The 17,066-nt window shown below is 67.3% G+C and carries 13 protein-coding genes; 4 read left to right on the forward strand and 9 right to left on the reverse strand.

The genetic code is table 11. From position 1 onward, the window contains the following. Positions 1-189: 189 nt before the first annotated feature. The gene (gene ygiD, locus J2X19_RS12640; protein WP_405048644.1) at positions 190-1,101 is read left to right on the forward strand and encodes a 4,5-DOPA-extradiol-dioxygenase; all 912 of its coding nucleotides are present in this window, start codon (positions 190-192) and stop codon (positions 1,099-1,101) included. On the opposite strand, the gene J2X19_RS12645 is transcribed toward ygiD, so the two are convergent. From J2X19_RS12645 to J2X19_RS12655, 3 genes are read right to left on the reverse strand one after another with little or no spacing between them, the layout of a single operon-like run. Further along, complete coding sequence (locus J2X19_RS12645; RefSeq protein ID WP_310373554.1) at positions 1,098-2,204, reverse strand: enoyl-CoA hydratase/isomerase family protein; 1,107 nt, start codon at positions 2,202-2,204, stop codon at positions 1,098-1,100. The two genes, ygiD and J2X19_RS12645, sit on opposite strands and share 4 nt — an antisense overlap. Then, positions 2,201-2,893, reverse strand: coding sequence for a DUF1345 domain-containing protein (locus J2X19_RS12650; protein WP_310373556.1), 693 nt, complete (start codon positions 2,891-2,893; stop codon positions 2,201-2,203). Before J2X19_RS12650 ends, J2X19_RS12645 begins: the two co-directional genes overlap by 4 nt. 57 nt (positions 2,894-2,950) lie before the next feature. Next, positions 2,951-5,395: a VanZ family protein gene (locus J2X19_RS12655; RefSeq protein ID WP_310373559.1), complete on the reverse strand. Its 2,445-nt coding sequence runs from the start codon at positions 5,393-5,395 to the stop codon at positions 2,951-2,953. A 132-nt stretch (positions 5,396-5,527) separates the two neighbouring features. On the opposite strand from J2X19_RS12655, the gene J2X19_RS12660 reads away from it, so the two are divergent. Further along, complete coding sequence (locus J2X19_RS12660; RefSeq protein WP_310373561.1) at positions 5,528-7,834, forward strand: putative bifunctional diguanylate cyclase/phosphodiesterase; 2,307 nt, start codon at positions 5,528-5,530, stop codon at positions 7,832-7,834. A gap of 4 nt (positions 7,835-7,838) precedes the next feature. On the opposite strand, the gene moeA is transcribed toward J2X19_RS12660, so the two are convergent. The 4 genes from moeA to selD are packed head-to-tail and all read right to left on the reverse strand — an operon-like array spanning position 7,839 to position 11,965. Then, positions 7,839-9,182, reverse strand: a complete 1,344-nt coding sequence (gene moeA, locus J2X19_RS12665) for a molybdopterin molybdotransferase MoeA (protein ID WP_310373563.1) — start codon at positions 9,180-9,182, stop codon at positions 7,839-7,841. Then, positions 9,179-9,781 carry a molybdenum cofactor guanylyltransferase MobA gene (mobA, locus tag J2X19_RS12670; protein ID WP_310374534.1) on the reverse strand — a complete coding sequence of 201 codons (603 nt, stop codon included), beginning with the start codon at positions 9,779-9,781 and terminating at the stop codon, positions 9,179-9,181. The genes moeA and mobA overlap by 4 nt, the downstream gene beginning before the upstream one ends. A gap of 1 nt (position 9,782) precedes the next feature. Next, positions 9,783-10,901 carry a GTP 3',8-cyclase MoaA gene (moaA, locus tag J2X19_RS12675; RefSeq protein WP_310373565.1) on the reverse strand — a complete coding sequence of 373 codons (1,119 nt, stop codon included), beginning with the start codon at positions 10,899-10,901 and terminating at the stop codon, positions 9,783-9,785. Between the two features lie 2 nt (positions 10,902-10,903). Then, complete coding sequence (selD, locus tag J2X19_RS12680) at positions 10,904-11,965, reverse strand: selenide, water dikinase SelD (protein WP_310373567.1); 1,062 nt, start codon at positions 11,963-11,965, stop codon at positions 10,904-10,906. A gap of 33 nt (positions 11,966-11,998) precedes the next feature. On the opposite strand from selD, the gene mnmH reads away from it, so the two are divergent. Together mnmH and J2X19_RS12690 are read left to right on the forward strand one after the other, a co-directional pair. After that, entirely contained in the window at positions 11,999-13,051 is a 1,053-nt protein-coding gene (mnmH, locus tag J2X19_RS12685) for a tRNA 2-selenouridine(34) synthase MnmH (protein ID WP_310373569.1), read from the forward strand. Positions 13,052-13,167: 116 nt separating this feature from the next. Then, positions 13,168-13,662 (forward strand): OmpA family protein, encoded by a 495-nt coding sequence (locus J2X19_RS12690; protein ID WP_116606553.1) that lies wholly within the window; start codon positions 13,168-13,170, stop codon positions 13,660-13,662. Positions 13,663-13,833: 171 nt separating this feature from the next. Here J2X19_RS12690 and J2X19_RS12695 read toward each other — a convergent pair whose 3' ends face one another. After that, complete coding sequence (locus tag J2X19_RS12695) at positions 13,834-14,796, reverse strand: isoaspartyl peptidase/L-asparaginase family protein (RefSeq protein WP_310373571.1); 963 nt, start codon at positions 14,794-14,796, stop codon at positions 13,834-13,836. 53 nt (positions 14,797-14,849) lie between these two features. Continuing rightward, on the reverse strand, positions 14,850-16,904 hold the full coding sequence (locus tag J2X19_RS12700) for a sodium-translocating pyrophosphatase (protein WP_116606175.1): 2,055 nt from the start codon (positions 16,902-16,904) through the stop codon (positions 14,850-14,852). Positions 16,905-17,066 lie beyond the last annotated feature (162 nt).

Genomic DNA, 17,066 nt, shown 5'->3' on the forward strand with positions numbered 1-17,066 from the left:
GACCTAAACGTGGGGAAAATGTTGCAGTGCAATATAGCAGTTGTAGACGGCATATAAATGGAGAGGAAACACCAATATGCGCCGCGATAGGGCGTTCAGTCTGTGCCCCTTCGCACAGAATTTTGGCATATTGTTCGAAATCCGCACCAATGTAGAAACTTTTGGCGTTTTTATGGAATCTGCCACGCCATGCAACGTAGAACCCTTTTAAGCCTGGGCGGAACGGCCGCCGCAGCCGGAACCCTGGTGAATTTCTCGCCCGTAGCCGATGCCCGCAGCCTGCTGGCGACGCTGCAGCCGTCGCCACGCATGCCGGTGCTGTTTCTGGGCCACGGTAGCCCGATGAACGCCATCGACGACAACGCCTACCGCCGCAGCTGGCAGGCGCTGGGCCAGGAATTCGGCAAGACCTTGCCGCGGCCGCAGCTGATCCTGTGCATCTCGGCCCACTGGCTGACGCGCGGCTGGTGGCTTACCGGCATGGCCCAACCCAAGACCATCCACGACTTCGGCGGTTTCCCCCAGGCGCTGTTTGACCAGCAGTACCCGGCGCCCGGCGCGCCCCAGCTGGCCCAGCAGATCGCCGCCGGTTTGCGCCCGGCTGGGCCCGTGGCGGTGGGCCTGGACAAGGAGGAATGGGGCCTGGACCACGGCACTTGGTCGGTGCTCAAGCCCATGTTCCCGCAGGCCGAGATCCCGGTGCTGCAGCTCAGCATGGACTACGGCCGGCTGCCGGCGGAGCACTACCAGCTGGGCCAGCAGCTGAAAGCTTTGCGCCAACGCGGCGTGCTGGTGGTCGGCAGTGGCAACATCGTGCACAACCTGCGCGCCACCCAGCGCCAGGCGGCGGCCGACCAGGCCTACGATTGGGCGCTGGAATTCGACCAAACCATTGGCGGCTATCTGCAAAAGGGCGATCTGGCCGCCTTGGCCGGCTTCCAGTCGCTGGGCCGGGTGGCCCAGATGGCCCATCCCTCGCATGACCACTACCTGCCTTTGCTGTACGCGGCGGGTGCGGTCGACGCCAGCGAGGCACCGCGCTTTTTCAACACCAGCTTCCAGTCGGCATCCATTTCGATGCGCTCGGTGGTCTGGGGCTAAACCAGGTCGGCCAGCGGGTGCACGCCCGTATGCCGGGGCTGGAAGTGATCCGCTATCCATTCCGGGCTGACATCGGCAAGCCGGGCCGGCGACCAGCGTGGTTGGCGGTCCTTGTCGATCAGCAGGGCGCGCACGCCTTCGGCAAAGTCGGGGTGTGCGCAGCAGCCCAGCGAGACCTGGTATTCCAGCCGCAGCACCTCGGCCAGCGACATGCGCGGCACGCGCTGCCAGAGCGCGAACGCCAGCGCGGCGCTGGTCGGCGAGCCCTGGGCGTAGCTGGCGGCGGCGCTGTCCAGCCAGGCGTCGCCGCTATGCAGGGCGCGCAGTCTGGTATCCATGTCCATGAGGTCGTCGCCGGTCAGCAGCTGCTGGATCTTGTCGAAATGCGCGCGTACCGGTGATGCCGGCAGGCTGCAGCTGTGTGTGGCCAACAGGCGCGACAGCGTGGCGCGGTTCTGCGGGGCATCGCCGGTCCAATCGGCATCCGCCAGCTGCGCCAGCACCGTGGGCTTGTCTGCATGGTCGATGCCGTAGTCCGCCAGGCCACAGAACAGCGCGTCGGCCGGGTTCAGCGGGGCGCCCGTCAGTGCCAGGAACAGGCCGACCCGGCCCGGCAGGCGGCGCAGAAACCAGCTGCCGCCGACGTCCGGGTACAGGCCTATGCTGATCTCTGGCATGGCCAGGCGGCTGGCCGGGGTGACGACCCGGTGCGAGGCGCCGGCCATCAGCCCCAGGCCGCCGCCCATGGCGACGCCGTGGCCCCAACAGAGCATGGGCTTGGGGTAGCTGTGGACCGCATGGTCCAGCCGGTACTGGGTGGCGAAAAAGGCCTGCGCCTCCAGGTTCGGCCCGGTGCCGCTGGCCTGCATGCTGTGGTACATGCCGCGGATATCGCCACCGGCGCAAAAGGCCTTGTCGCCGCTGGCCTGCAGCAGCACACCGGCGATAGCCGGGTCGGCGGCCCAGACGGCCAGCTGCGGGGCCAGCGCCTGCAGCATGGGCAGGGACAGCGCGTTCAGCCGGCTTGGCGCATGCAGGGTGGCCACGCCCCAGCGCAGGCCGCTGCGGGTCGCCAGGCTGTCCAGCAGCACGGGTGCGTTCACAGCAGCCCCGACGCGATATTGATGGTCAGCGCCACCAGGGTGGTGTTGAAGAAGAAGGCCAGCACGCAGTGCAGCAAGCCGGTGCGCCGCATGGCCGACGAGCTGAAGCTGACGTCCGCCGTCTGGGCCGAGGTGCCGATGATGCAGGCGAAGTACAGGAAGTCGCCGTAGTCGGGCTTGTCGGTGCCGGGGAACTGCAGGCCGGCGTCTTGGCCGCGGACCTGGGCCGAGTAGTAGTCATGGGCATAGTGCAGGGCGAACATCACCTGGGTAAACGCCCAGGAGGTGACGATGGTCAGACCGGCCAGGCCGATGTGGACATAGCGTTCGGCGCCTTGCAGGTCTTTCACCACCGACAGCTCGGCCAGGATCGCACCCAGCGTGGCCAGCGCGGCCAGCACCACCAGGGCCAGCACGGTGCGGCGGCCTTCGTCCTGCTGTGGGGCCCGGCTGCGCATGCGGTCGTGGTCGGATTGCAGCACCATGTGGGCGGTCAGCAGCAGGTACAGGCAGGCAAAGCTGTTCCAGCCTATGACCAGGCGGGTCACGGTCAGTACCTCGGGCCAGTTGCAGAGCAGCAGCGCCACCACGGTGCCGAACAGCGCCGCCGCAAACAGGCGTGGCCGGATGCGGATATGGCGGACCAGAAAAAAGTGCTGCACAGCGTGCGCGATCGAGGTTTTGGGCATGCAGTAGAACCGCGAGCGCTATGTTTTAAATAGCTGCTCGCGCAAGTTTTATAAGCGCTAGAGGCCGATTTGGCTTGAATCCCTGGCTTGCAGCGGCATCGGCCGGGTGGCACCGCTCTGCTTGGCCCGCCGGGCCATGGCGCGGGCCAGGTCCTGGCGTAGCCAGTCGCGCCAGGCCATCCACTGCACCATGGCCAGGCCACCGGTGACACCGGCAAAAGCCAGCGCATAGCGCAGCGCCAGGTTCAGGCCATGGGCGTAGTGTTCGCGGTCGCTGCTCAGCAGGAACTGGAAGGCCGAGAACGCCTGCCCGTACTTGACGATCAGGTGCTCGGCGCCGGCCCAGAACAGCAGGGTGGCGGTGCCGGCGGAAAACACCGATACGCCCAGCAGGCGCCAGCGCTTGGGGCAGCCGCGCACTGCAGCGGCCGACAGCGCCGTACCCGCCAGGCAGGCCATCAGCAGGCCGGCGGCCATGGCCGATGCGGCGCTGAAGCTGGCGTGGTCGCCCATCAGCTCGACCAGGTTGTCGGTATCGGCCCAGGTGACGTTCAGCGTGTACAGCGGCCAGGCCAGTATCAGGCTGACCATCAGCCAGTACACCACGTCGGACAAGGTGCTGGTGCGCTGCAGCGTGCGCACCAGCAGCACCGCGCCCAGCACCTGCAGCATCACCGCCACGTGCAGGCCCAGGTAGCGGCCCATCAGCTCCCATTCCCAGGGCCAGCCGAGCACCGGCGAGCCGGCAACGTCGTAAATGCTCTCCAGCGGCACGGAAATCCGCAGCAGCACCCAGGTGACCAGGCCATGCCCCAGCAGTGTCAGCGGCAGCGCCAGCAGGTAGGGGCGGCGCTGGGCCGGCAGCAGCAGGAACGGGGCATTGGCGATCCAGTGCAGGGCCAGCGCCAGGCCGGCCACCGACACCACGCCCCAGGCGCCGGGCTCCACCAGTTCGCGCAGGTTGTAGGGGACGAACGGCAGGTTCAGCAGCACGCCCAGCAGCACCGCGGTCAAGGCCCACCACAGCAGATGCGTCTTGTAGCCTATGGGCGGCTTGGGCACGGCGTACAGCGCCATGTGTCCGCTGTCCAGGGGTGACAAGGGGGTCGAGGCGCTGTGCGGCGCCAGCGCGGCGGGCGCGGTATGGGGGGCGGGTGTAGAGGTCATGGGCGTGGGGTGTATACGAGGTTGACCGATCCAGTAGGCTATTTTGTACCCTATCAGGCCGCCCAGGGACTCCAATAAAAAGTCGGTCAGGTCGGCCACCCGTTCGGGCAGCAGCAATTGGCCGGATTCGATCAGCAAGGCACACAGAAACAACACCCATACCGGCCGTGCCGAGGGCTTGCGCCCACCGGTATGCGGTGCCAGGCCGGACAGCGCCAGCAGCAGCCCGCCGGGGATGAAGAAGCCGATCTTGCGCAGCACCTCGTTGAGCGCCATGAACTCGGACTCGAAGTAGTAGTTGTTCAACGGCGTGCGGGTAAAGGCCTCGACCACCGCGGCCCAGCTCAGGCGGGCGGTGTCGAAGTCGAAGGGCAGCCAGAACACGGCCAGGGTGGCCAGCAGCCAGCCGCCCCACCAGGCCAGCCAGGTATTCGAGGCCACATGCGATAGCCCCAGGGTCTTGTGCGCCACACGCAGCACGCCGACGGCGCCCAGCGCGCAGCCCAGCGCTGCCAGGCCGACCGAGGTGACATCGGTGGTGCGCGACATCACGAACAGCTGCAGAAACTCCACCGTGGCCGCCGCCAGCAAGCCTTTGCGTGCCACCCGCCAGATGCCATGGCCGGGCCGCAAGGCCCACAGCGCGCCGGCCGGCACCCAGATCAGGATGTCGCTCAGCACCTGGTACAGCATCTCGGCGGGCGAGCCCTTGAGCCCGCCAAACGGCAGCAAAATCAGGTGGCCGTCGCGCCATTTGTGGAAGATCTCCACCGGGCTGATCGCCAGGTCCAGCGGCATCACATTGAAGGCGAACAGCACGAACAAATAGGCCTTGAGCAGGCGCGAAATCTTGTCGCTTTGCTTCTCGTAGTGCCAGTAGCCGGTCAGCCAGGCCTGCACCCGCGCGCCAGCCGCCCACTGCGCCAGCACGCCGATGGCGCCGCTGATGCTCAAGGCCACGATGTCGTTCTGCGACGGCGTGCGCGGCGGAAAGAACATCTGGGTGAACTCGATAGCCACCGCCAGCGCGCTGGCCGCCAGCGCCACCAGCACCCCGGCCGGCAGGCGACCCAGGCCGCGCAGGCCCAGGCTTTGCAAGGCCAGAAAGGTCAGCGGGATGAACAGCACCAGATTGGTCGCCCAGTCGGAGCGCGAGGAAAAGTCCAGCGGCAGGTCGCGCAGCGCCAGCAGATCGGCCAGCGCGGCATCCACCGGGTGGGCTACGAAGTCCAGCGGCACCAGGCTGCCGTAGATGACGAACACCAGATACCCCAGGAACAACCACCGCTGCAGGGTGATGGCCGACTGGCCTTGGGTGCTATGCCGTGCTGCCATGCGCTGAATCCTCTTAAAAAATGGCCCGCATCGGGGGCTCTACCAATGTCGACAATTGTGCGGCATGCTTTGGGGTTTGCCCTTACGATAGGCGCAACTCGTTTTCCTCGACGGCGATCACCGCATGAACCCATGAACAGCCTGCGTGCCCGAATTCTGGGGCTACTGGCTCTGCTGCTGTTTGTAGTGGGGGCGGTCAGCTTCATGGTGAGCGCGGCACTGATGGACCGCAGCCTGGCGGCCTACGAGGAGCGTGCGGCCCACGACCAGTTTCTGCGGGTAGACCTGGGTTTGCGCGAAGAGGTGGCGTCGCTGCAGCGCACGGTGCTCGACTACGGCATCTGGGACGACACGGCCGCCCACCTGCAGAGCTTTCTGGCCCAGTACCTGTGGCAGACCTTCACCGTCGAAGCGCTGCACAACCTCGATGTCGACTACATCGCTTTCTTGACCCCCGAGGGGCGGCTGCATTCCAGCGTGGACGTGCGGCGGGGCCTGGTGGAGCCGCTGCGGGCCAGCGATCCCGTGCTGGTCGAGACTATTCCCGCGCTGATGGCCATCCCGGTGGAGCAGCGCGAGAGCGGTGGCGACTTCAAGCTCTGGCTGGACGGCCAGCCGGTGCTGGTGGTGTTCAGCCCGGTGCGCATGCGCCAGCCGGGCGCGCCCGTCGTGGGCTGGATGCTGATGGGCCGCGAATGGCAGTCGGCCCGCTTGTCGCGGATGATGCAGCTCACCGGCAGCCGCTTCCACTTGCTGGGCCCGGGCGCGGTGGGTCCGGCGATTGCGGGCGAGCTGCCCCAGCCCGCGCCCGCCACATTGGCGGATGTGCGCGGCCCCGGCGCGGTGCGTCTGCTGGTCGAGGCGCCGCATGTGCTGGGCGAGCACAAAACCACCAGCAAACTGCTGTTGCTGGCCAACGCCCTGGTGATGGCGCTGCTGGGCGCGGTGGCGGTGGTGGTGCTGCTGGACCGGCTGATCCTCAAGCGCCTGGGCCTGTTCGCCCGGCTGGCCCGCAGCCAGCGCAGCAGCGACCTGGCATCCACCCGGCAGTGGCCGGTGCACGGCGAAGACGAGCTGGATGCGCTGGCGGTATCGCTGAACACCATGGTCTCGGCCTTGGGGGTGGCGCGTAAGGGGCTGGAGCGCGATGTGCGCACCGATGCGCTGACCGACCTGGGCAACCGCCGCCTGCTGTACGAGCAACTCGATCGCCTGCTGGCCCAGCAGGCCCGCCAGCCCGAGCTGACCTTGGCCGTGCTGCTGGTCGACCTGGACGACTTCAAACTCATCAACGACTCGCTGGGCCACGAGGCCGGCGACTTTCTGCTGGTGGCGATTGCCCGCTCGCTGGAGCAGCTGATCCGCGGCAGCGACCTGGTGGTGCGCCTGGGCGGCGACGAATTCGCGTTGCTGTATGTCGGCCATTCGGATGCGCTGGGGGTACGGCATTTTGCCGAGCGGGTGCAGGAAACCATTGCCCGGACCCGCCAGTACCAGGGCTCGAACCTCACCGTCAGTTGCTCCATTGGCGTCAGTTTTGCAAGCGGCCAGGCCGACAAGGACAGCCTGATGCGCAATGCCGACCTGGCCATGTACGACGCCAAGCGCGCTGGCAAAGGCCGCTGCAGCTACTACACCGACACCATGCTGGGCAATGTGCAGGAGCGCATGCTGCTGGAGCAGCGCCTGCGCGAATGCCTGCTGAACGACCAGCTGGAGGTGTGGTTCCAGCCCATCGTCGACGTGCGCAACGGCGCCACGCCCATGCTCGAGGCCCTGGCCCGCTGGCCGCTGGACGGCGGTTTCTGCCCGCCCGACAAGTTCATCCCGATAGCCGAGGAATCGGGCCTGATCATGGCCCTGGGCATGGCCATTGCCCGCAAGGTGGTGGTGGCCTTGCCCGCGCTGCTGGAGCTAGAGTCGCGGCAGGTGGTCAACATCAACCTGTCGGCCAAGCAACTGATGAGCACCACCCTGGTCGAGGAAATGTGCGCGCTGGTCGACCAGGCCGATCTGCCGCGCTCCTGCGTGCATTTCGAGCTGACCGAAACCGCAGTGGCCAAGGACTCGGAGCTGGCCCAGCTGCAGCTGCAGGCGCTGGCGCGGGCCGGCTTCCATCTGCACCTGGACGACTTCGGTACTGGCTATTCGTCGCTGCACCGGCTGCAGAGCCTGCCGTTTTCCACCCTCAAGCTCGACCGTTCCTTCGTCATCCAGCTCGGCCACGGCGACGCCCGCATCGCCAAGGTGATCATCGCGCTGGGCGCCGAACTTGGCCTGGACGTGATTGCCGAAGGCATAGAAACCGAACAGGAGTACGAGCAGCTGCGGGCGCTGGGCTGCTATTTGATGCAGGGCTACTGGCTGGCCCGGCCTATGCCGCTGGCCCAGGTGCTGGCCTGGCTGGAGCAGCGGGCCGAGCAGGCTTTACGGGCCTAGGCGCCTAAGCGTTCAGCGGCATGACGCTGACGGTATCGCCCTCGGCCACATCGCCCTGGGCCTCGGCCAGCACCAGCAGGCCATTCGCCTGCACCATGGAACTCAGCATGCCCGATCCCTGGTGGCCGGTCAGCCGCACCCACAGGCTGCCATCGGCCGCAGTCTCGACGATGCCGCGCAGGTATTCGGTGCGGCCCGGCCGCTTGCGGATCGCCTGGGCGCTGCGTACCTGCTGCAACGGCGCGGCGGCGCTGCTGGCCGCGTTGCAGCCCATCATCTGCAGCAGGGCCGGGCGCACCAGGGCCAGAAACACCACCATCACCGCCACCGGATTGCCCGGCAGGCCGAACAGCACGGCGGGTGGTTTGCTATGGTTTGTGTAGCTTCTTGCGCTGGTGGAATCTGCGCTAGAGCCGGTTTTGGTTTGTAAATTGGCCGCCATGCGGCCGACCGCCATCGGCCGCCCGGGTTTGATCGCCAGCTGCCAGAACACCACCTCGCCCAGTGTGCCCAGCATGCTGCGGGTGTGGTCGGCGTCGCCGGCGCTCATGCCGCCGCTGGTCAGGATGGCGTCGGCCTGCTGGGCGGCGCTGTGCAGCGCGGCCTGCAGCAGGGCCGGGTCGTCGCGCACCACGCCCAGGTCCAGCACCTCCACGCCCAGCTGGCGGAGCAGGCCGGTCACGGTGTAGCGGTTGCTGTCGAACACCGCGCCGGCGCGCGGCGCCTCGCCCAGGCTGAGGATTTCGTCGCCGGTGGAAAAATAGGCGACGCGCAGCCGGCGCAGCACCGGCACCGTGGCCAGGCCCAGGCTGGCCAGCAGGCCCAGCGCGGCGGGCGTCAGGCGGTCACCCTGGCGTAGCGCGGCCTGGCCTTGCAGCAGGTCTTCACCCGCGCGGCGCCGGTTTGCGCCGGGGCGCAGCGGGGCGAAGCTGATGTGTTCGCCCTGCAGCGTGACGGCTTCGAACGGCACCACCGTGTCCAGCCCGGCGGGCAGGGCGGCGCCGGTCATGATCTTCAGGCACTGCCCGGCCTGCAGCGCCCCTTGCCAGGCCTGGCCGGCCAGCACGCTGCCGACCACCTGCAGCAGGACCGGGGCGCTGCTCGGCAGGGTACTGCTGGCGGATGCATAGGCATAGCCGTCCATGGCCGAGTTGTCGTGCGGCGGCACGCTGATGGGCGAGACGATGTCTTGCGCCAGCACCCGGCCCAGGGCGTCCCAAATACCCACCCTTTCCACGCCGTCCACTGGTGTGGCCAGCGCCGCCAGAAAGGCGCTGGCGGCGCTGACGGACAGGTTCTGCGGCTGGTAGCCGGGCAGGCTGGCGGCGATCTGGGCTAGGGTGTTCATGGTTCGAGGCCGTGCAGTTCGGCCAGCGTATTCGCGTTGAAAAAGGCCTGGGTATCCTGGGTCTCGGTGAACGGCACGGTCACGCAATGGTGCAGCGCCGTCCAGAGCCCGACCTTGCGGCCGCCTACGGCCAGAAACTGCGCCAGGCTGCGCCGCAGGCTGGTGCGCAGCAGGCAGAACACCGGTTGGGTGCGCAACACGCCGTGGGCGTCGGGCGCGCTGGCCATGGCGATGTCGGCATCGGCAGCGCTCTGGGCTGCGGCCAGCCGCGCCACCAGGTCGGTGGGGAACAGGGGGGCATCGCAGGGCACGCTGGCCAGGTAGGGCGTGGTGCAGTGGCTGAGCCCGGCCAGCAGACCGGCCAGCGGGCCGGCGAAGTCATTGTCCGCATCCGGCCAGACCGGTACGCCGAAGGCCGCGTAGGCGTCCAGATGGCGGTTGGCGCTGAGCAGCAGGCTGCCAACCTGCGGCCGCAGCCGCTGCAGCGCGTGCAGCGCCAGCGGCTGGCCGCGGTAGCTTTGCAAGCCCTTGTCCAGCCCGCCCATGCGGGTGCCCTGGCCCCCTGCGAGCACCAGGCCGGTGATGCTGTGCAGGTCCATCTCAGCCACCGATGTAGCTCATCTCCACCCGCCGCGCGCCGCCACCGGTGTCTGGCGCCATGGCGGCGCGGAGCTCGGAGTAGCGGTCGCTGCGGCCCTGCCAGATGGCGCGGATGGCGTTGGCCAGCTCCGCGTCGCCGGCGCCGCTGCGCAGCAGACCGCGCAGGTCGTGGCCCTGGCTGGCGAACAAGCAGAGGAAGAGTTTGCCGTCGGTGGACAGACGGGCACGGCTGCAGTCGGCGCAAAACGCCTGGGTCACGCTGCTGATTACGCCGACCTCGCCGCTGCCGTCGGCATAGGCCCAGCGCTGGGCCGTTTCGCCGGGCGCGGTGGGCGCCAGCGCGCGCAGCGGCCAGCGGTTTTGCAGGGTCTGGATGACTTCGGCCGAGGGCACGACCTGGTCCATGCGCCAGCCATTGGTGGCGCCCACGTCCATGTATTCGATGAAGCGCAGCACCATGCCCGTGCCCTTGAAGCGTTCGGCCATGGGCAGGATTTCATGCTCGTTGGTGCCGCGCTGCACCACCATGTTCACTTTCAAGCCACCGTTCTGCCCGAGGCCGACCTTGTGCGCGGCCTCCAGCCCGTCGAGCACGTCGCGCACCGGGAAGTCCACGTCGTTCATGCGGCGAAACACCGTGTCGTCGAGCCCGTCCAGGCTGACCGTCAGGCGCTGCAGGCCGGCGTCTTTCAAGGCCTGGGCCTTGCGTGCCAGCAGTGCGCCGTTGGTGGTCAGGGTCAGGTCCAGCGGCTGGCCGTCGGGGGTGCGCAGCGCGGCCAGCTGGGCAATCAGCACTTCGATGTTCTTGCGCAGCAGCGGCTCGCCGCCGGTCAGGCGGATCTTGCGCACGCCCTGGGCCGCAAACACGCTGGCGACGCGGGTGATTTCCTCGAAGCTCAGCAGCGCGCTGTGCGGCAGATAGGGGTAGTCCTTGTCGAACACCGCTTTCGGCATGCAGTAGCTGCAGCGGAAGTTGCAGCGGTCGGTGACGCTGATGCGCAGGTCGTGCAGCGGCCGGCCCAACTGGTCGGCCAAAGGGCCGTCGGCCATGGTCGCAGGCATGGCAGTGTGCAGCGCCTGCAGGCGCTGGTCGAACAGGGGGATGACGCGGTGGTTCACGTTTAAAACGACAGCAACTGCCCCTGGGTGGTGGCTTGCGTTGCGGCTTGCATATGGCCGATCTGCGCGGCCTGGGCAAAGCCGGCCTGGTGGAACGCCGCCAGCACGGCCGGTGCCGCGTCGGCGCTGCAGCTGACCAGCAGGCCGCCGCTGGTTTGCGGGTCGGTGACCAGGGCTTTCAGCCAGTCGCTGCCGGTCCATTGCACTTGGCCGCCATAGCCGTCCCAGTTGCGCGCCGACGCGCCGGTGGCGATGCCTTGCTGGGCAAACGCTACCGCGCTGGCGATCAGCGGCAGTGTGTTGGCATCCACCTGGGCCGACAGGCCCGAACCGCGGCAGATCTCCAGCAAATGGCCGGCCAGGCCGAAGCCGGTCACATCGGTCATGGCGTGCACGCCATCGATTTGCGCCAGCGTGATGCCGACCTTGTTCAACTGGGTGGTGTGGTGGACCATCTGCGCATAGCCGTCGGCATCCAGCAGGCCTTTTTTCAGCGCCGCCGACAGAATGCCCACGCCCAGCGGCTTGCCTAGCACCAGCACGTCGCCGGCCTGGGCATCGGCGTTGCGGCGTACCTTGTCGGGGTGCACCAGGCCCAGGCCGACCAGGCCGTAGATCGGTTCCAGCACGTCGATGGAATGGCCGCCGGCAATCGGAATGCCGGCTTCGCGGCAGACCGCGGCGCCACCGGCCAGCACCTGGCCGATTACCTCGGGTGGCAGCTTGGCGATGGGCATGCCGACCAGGGCCAGCGCCATGATGGGCGTGCCGCCCATGGCGTAGATGTCGCTCAGCGCATTGGTGGCGGCGATGCGGCCGAAATCAAAAGCATCGTCGACGATGGGGGTGAAGAAGTCGGTGGTCGCCACCAGCGCCTGGGTGTCGTTCAGGCGGTAGACGGCCGCGTCATCGCTGGTTTCCGTGCCGACCAGCAGCTCGGGCGGCACCAGGCCCTGGGGTGCGCGTGCCAAAATCTCCGCCAGCAAGCCGGGCGCAATCTTGCACCCGCAGCCGCCACCGTGCGAAAACTGGGTCAATGCAATGGGTTCTGATGTTGGTTTCATGGAGACTCCGATTGTGCCAGCGGGGGTGACAGCATGAGAGCCCCTACCCGGGTCGTGGACCGGCATGGCTTCCACACGCTGATCGACGCGCGTTCGCCGGCCGAGTTCGCCATCGACCACATCCCCGGCGCGATCAACTGTCCGGTGCTGGACGACGCCCAGCGCGTCATCGTCGGCACCCTGTACAAGCAGCAGGGCGCTTTCGAGGCGCGGCGGGTCGGCGGCGCCATGGTGGCGGAGAACCTGGCCAGGCATTTGCGCGGGCAGTTTGCCGAGCAGCCGGCCAACTGGAAGCCGCTGGTCTACTGCTGGCGTGGCGGGCTGCGCAGCGGCTCCATGGTGACCTGGCTGCGCCTGGTCGGCTGGGACGCGCAGCAGCTGGCCGGCGGCTACAAGTCCTGGCGCCGCTATGTGATCGACACGCTGGAAGCGCAATGCCCGACCCTGCCGCTGCGGGTGCTGGTGGGCGCCACCGGCAGCGCCAAGACCCGGGTGCTGCAGGCGCTGGCCGCGCAAGGCCACCAGGTGCTGGACCTGGAAGGCCTGGCGGTGCACAAGGGCTCGATCCTGGGTGCGGTGCCGGGCCAGGCCCAGCCCTCGCAAACCGCTTTCGAGACCGGCATCGCCCATGTGCTGGAAAACCTGGACCCGGCGCGCCCGCTGTATGTGGAGGGCGAAAGCCGCAAGATCGGTCGCCTGACCCTGCCGACACCGCTGCTGCTGCGCTTGCGCGCCAGCCCCTGCATCGAGATCCGTGCCACGCCGGCCGCCCGGCTCGACTACCTGCTGCGCGATTACGCCTACCTGGGCGACGCCCCGCAGCTGCTGGCCGACAAGCTGGGCTACCTGAAGGACTTGCACGGCAAGCAGGTGATCGCGCGCTGGCAGGCCTGGGCGCTGGAGGGTAATCTGCCAGCCTTGTTTGCCGAGCTGATGGCGCTGCACTACGACCCGCACTATGGCCGTTCGCAGAGCAATAACTTCAGCGCCTGGACGGCCCGGCAGAGCCTGGAGACGCAGGATCTGACGCCGGCTGGCGTGGACGCCCTGGCACAGGCGGTGGTGGGCTTACAAAATGCTACATAATTGCTAGCTGCTGGCGCAGGTAGTACCTGCGCCAGAGCCATTATTCTTCTAAATTCTGGCGGGCTTTGGCCTGTCACCTTGGTCCTCTACAATCGGCCGATTCTTTTCTTGGAGACCTGAACATGTTTTCTTCTGACGACGATACCGGCCCTGGCGTAGTACTGGCGATTTTGTTTGGCGTGGTTGCGGCCGTCATTGGCCTGGTGATCGGCCTGGGCATCTACAAAACCCATATGCCCAAGCAAGCCGCGCCCGCAGCGGCGGAAGTGGTGGAGATCGATGGCGCCAGCGTCAAGGTGGAAAACGGCGTGGTCAAGTTCTACTTCGCTACCGCCAAGGCCGATATAGCCGCCGGCGCCAAAGAAGCTTTGGCCGACGTGGTGAAGCTGGGTTCGGAGGGCAAGTCGCTGCGCATCAGCGGCTTCCACGACGCCACGGGCGACCAGGCGAAGAACGAAGAACTGGCCAAGCAGCGCGCCCTGGCAGTGCGCGACACCCTGGTCGGCCTGGGTGTGGTGGCCGACAAGATCGAGCTGGTCAAGCCCGAGATGCTGACCGGCAGCGGCAGCAACGCCGAAGCCCGCCGCGTCGAAGTCGTAGTGATTCAGTAACACCCCCAGGCTACGCACTTCGTGTCTTCGCCAACCCCCTTGCAGGGGGCGATACCAGTGGCCCGGCAAAGCCGGTTCCACGGTATCTCTGGAAGAGGTGTCGATTCGCGCTGTGAGGCTGTTTTGGAATTGGGTTCGCCAACGGTGTCCGGCGGCCCGCTCCGCAGACCATCAAACCTGCCCGTAATCCTCTAACGGTTCGTCGTAGATGGCGGTGCGCAATACACCGTCGGCAGTCACCACGCCGCGGTACATGCCCGCGCAGTTGAATGGCAGTGCAAAATTGCCATCCTTGTCTACTGCAATGACGCCGCCCGAGCCGCCCTGCGGCGCCAGCAGATCCACCACCACTGCGTGCGCAGCCACATCCAGCGACTGCCCGGCGTGGCGCAGCCGCGAAGCGATTTCATGTGCTGCGGCATAGCGGATGAATATTTCCCCATGGCCGGTAGCTGATACCGCGCAAGTCGCATCATCGGCCCAGGTGCCGGCGCCGATGACCGGGCTGTCGCCCACGCGCCCCGGCGCCTTGGCGGTCATGCCGCCGGTGGAGGTGGCGGCCGCCAGGTGGCCGTGCCTGTCGCGCGCCACCGCGCCCACCGTGCCGTGCTTGCGTGATTCGTCCTGGTCTTGCGTACCGCTGCGGCGCATGGCCAGAGTCTCTTGCAAGGCCTGCCAGCGCGCTTGGGTGAAGAAGTAGGCGGCATCTTCCATGGCGATGCCCTGGGCCTGGCAGAAGGCGAGGGCGCTGTCGCCGATCAGCAATACGTGTTCGGATTGCTCCATCACCGCACGCGCGGCCAGGATGGGGTTGCGTGGCCCGCAGATGCCGGCCACGGCGCCGGCTGCGTGGTTGCGGCCGTCCATGATGGCGGCGTCCATCTCCTGCTGGCCGGCGCTGGTGTAGACCGCGCCGCGGCCGGCGTTGAACAGCGGCTCGTCCTCCAGTTCCATCACCGCAGCGGTGACGGCGTCGAGCGCCGCGCCGCCGGCCGCCAGTACCAGGCGCCCGGCTTCCAGGGCCCGGCGCAGGCCGGCGTGGTAGGCGGCTTCGCGCTCGGGGCTCATGCTGCTGCGCAGAATCGTGCCCGCGCCGCCGTGGACGGCGAGGGTGAAGGCTGTAGGCTGTGTCATTGTGTCGGTGGCAGGTAGTGTGCGATTGGCATGCTACCAGCCACCCACGGCGATCAGCCGCCGTGGATGCGCATCACCAGCGGCACGATCAGCAGGGCCACGATGTTGATGATCTTGATCAGCGGATTCACCGCCGGGCCGGCCGTGTCCTTGTACGGGTCGCCCACGGTGTCGCCGGTGACGGCGGCCTTGTGGGTTTCGCTGCCCTTGCCGCCGTGGTGGCCGTCTTCGATGTATTTCTTGGCGTTGTCCCAGGCGCCGCCACCGGTGCACATGGAGATGGCGACGAACAAGCCGGTGACGATGGTGCCCATCAGCAGGCCACCCAGGGCCGCAGGCCCCAGCAGCAGGCCGACCAGGATCGGCACCACCACGGGCAGCAGCGACGGGATCATCATTTCCTTGATCGCCGCGGTGGTCAGCATGTCGACCGCCTTGCCGTATTCGGGCTTGGCTGTGCCTTCCATGATGCCCTTGATCTCGCGGAACTGGCGGCGCACTTCGACCACCACGCTGCCGGCGGCGCGGCCCACGGCCTCCATCGCCATCGCCCCGAACAGGTAGGGGATCAGCCCACCGATGAACAGGCCGATGATGACCATCGGATTGCTCAGGTCGAAGGTGATCTTGCTGCCATAGGCATCAAGCTTGTGCGTGTAGTCGGCAAACAGCACCAGTGCGGCCAACCCGGCCGAGCCAATGGCATAGCCCTTGGTGACGGCCTTGGTGGTGTTGCCCACGGCATCCAGCGGGTCGGTCACGTCGCGTACGCTCTTGGGCATCTCGGCCATTTCGGCAATGCCGCCGGCGTTGTCGGTGATCGGGCCGTAGGCGTCTAGGGCCACCACGATGCCGGCCATGCTCAGCATCGATGTGGCGGCAATCGCAATGCCGTACAGGCCGGCCAGATGGAAGGCGGTCCAGATGGCGATGCAGACAAAGATCACCGGCCAGGCGGTGGAGCGCATGGACACACCCAGGCCGGCAATGATGTTGGTGCCGTGGCCGGTGGTCGATGCCTGGGCGATGTGCTGCACCGGTGCGTACTGCGTGCCGGTGTAGTACTCGGTGATCCACACCAGCGCGGCGGTCAGCACCAGGCCGACGGCGCAGGCGCCATACAGCTTCATGGCTGCGCCCGTGCCGCCCAGCGCGTTGTCGGGCACCAGGGCCTGGGTGACGAAGTAGAAGGCGATCAGCGACAGCACGCCGGCCACTGCCAGGCCCTTGTACAGCGCCGGCATCACGTTCTTCATGCCGGGTGAGGCGACGACGAAGAAGCAGCCGATGATGGAGGCCACGATGGACACCGCACCCAGCGCCAGCGGATAGACCACGGTGCTGGCGCCGCCGCCGGTGGCCAGCAAGGCGCCCAGCACCATGGTGGCGATCAGCGTGACCGCATAGGTCTCGAACAGGTCGGCGGCCATGCCGGCGCAGTCGCCCACGTTGTCGCCCACGTTGTCGGCGATCACCGCCGGGTTGCGCGGGTCGTCTTCCGGGATGCCGGCCTCGACCTTGCCCACCAGATCCGCGCCTACGTCGGCCCCCTTGGTGAAGATGCCGCCGCCGAGGCGGGCGAAGATGGAGATCAGCGACGAGCCAAAGGCAAAGCCGATCAGCGGGTTCAACCGGGCTGCGGTGGGGGCGCCGTCCGGCACCAGAAACCAGTAGAAACCCGTCACGCCCAGCAGGCCCAGGCCGACCACCAGCATGCCGGTGATGGCACCGCCGCGGAACGCCACGGTGAGCGCCGGGCCTATGCCCTTGGTGGCCGCTTGCGCGGTGCGCACATTGGCGCGTACCGACACATTCATGCCAATGAAGCCACAGGCGCCCGACAGGGCTGCGCCAATCACGAAGCCGATGGCCGACAGAGCGTCCAGAAAAAACAGAATCAGAATAGCCAGTACCAGGCCGACGATGGCGATGGTGCGGTATTGGCGGGCCAGATAGGCGGCAGCGCCCGTCTGGATGGCGCCGGCAATTTCCTGCATGCGCGCATTGCCTGCGTCTTGGGACAGTATCCAGCTGCGGGCCCAGAACCCGTAAGCCACCGCGATGAATCCACACACGAGCGCCAGAATCAGCGCTGAGTTGCTTGCCATAGGGAGGTCTCCTTTTTAGTCGTTGTTTCGCGAGATGGGAGCGCAACGCTAGCGAGGCTCCCGCTGCGTTGCTTCCTCGCGGATCCGACATTTGAAAGGGCGGAGACGATTGGCCAACGTCCTCAATATAAAGGATAAATCGGGCGGAAACTGCGGTAACAC

The sequence above is a fragment of the Rhodoferax ferrireducens genome (assembly GCF_031458075.1).
In the GTDB taxonomy this organism is placed as follows: domain Bacteria; phylum Pseudomonadota; class Gammaproteobacteria; order Burkholderiales; family Burkholderiaceae_C; genus Rhodoferax_B; species Rhodoferax_B ferrireducens_A.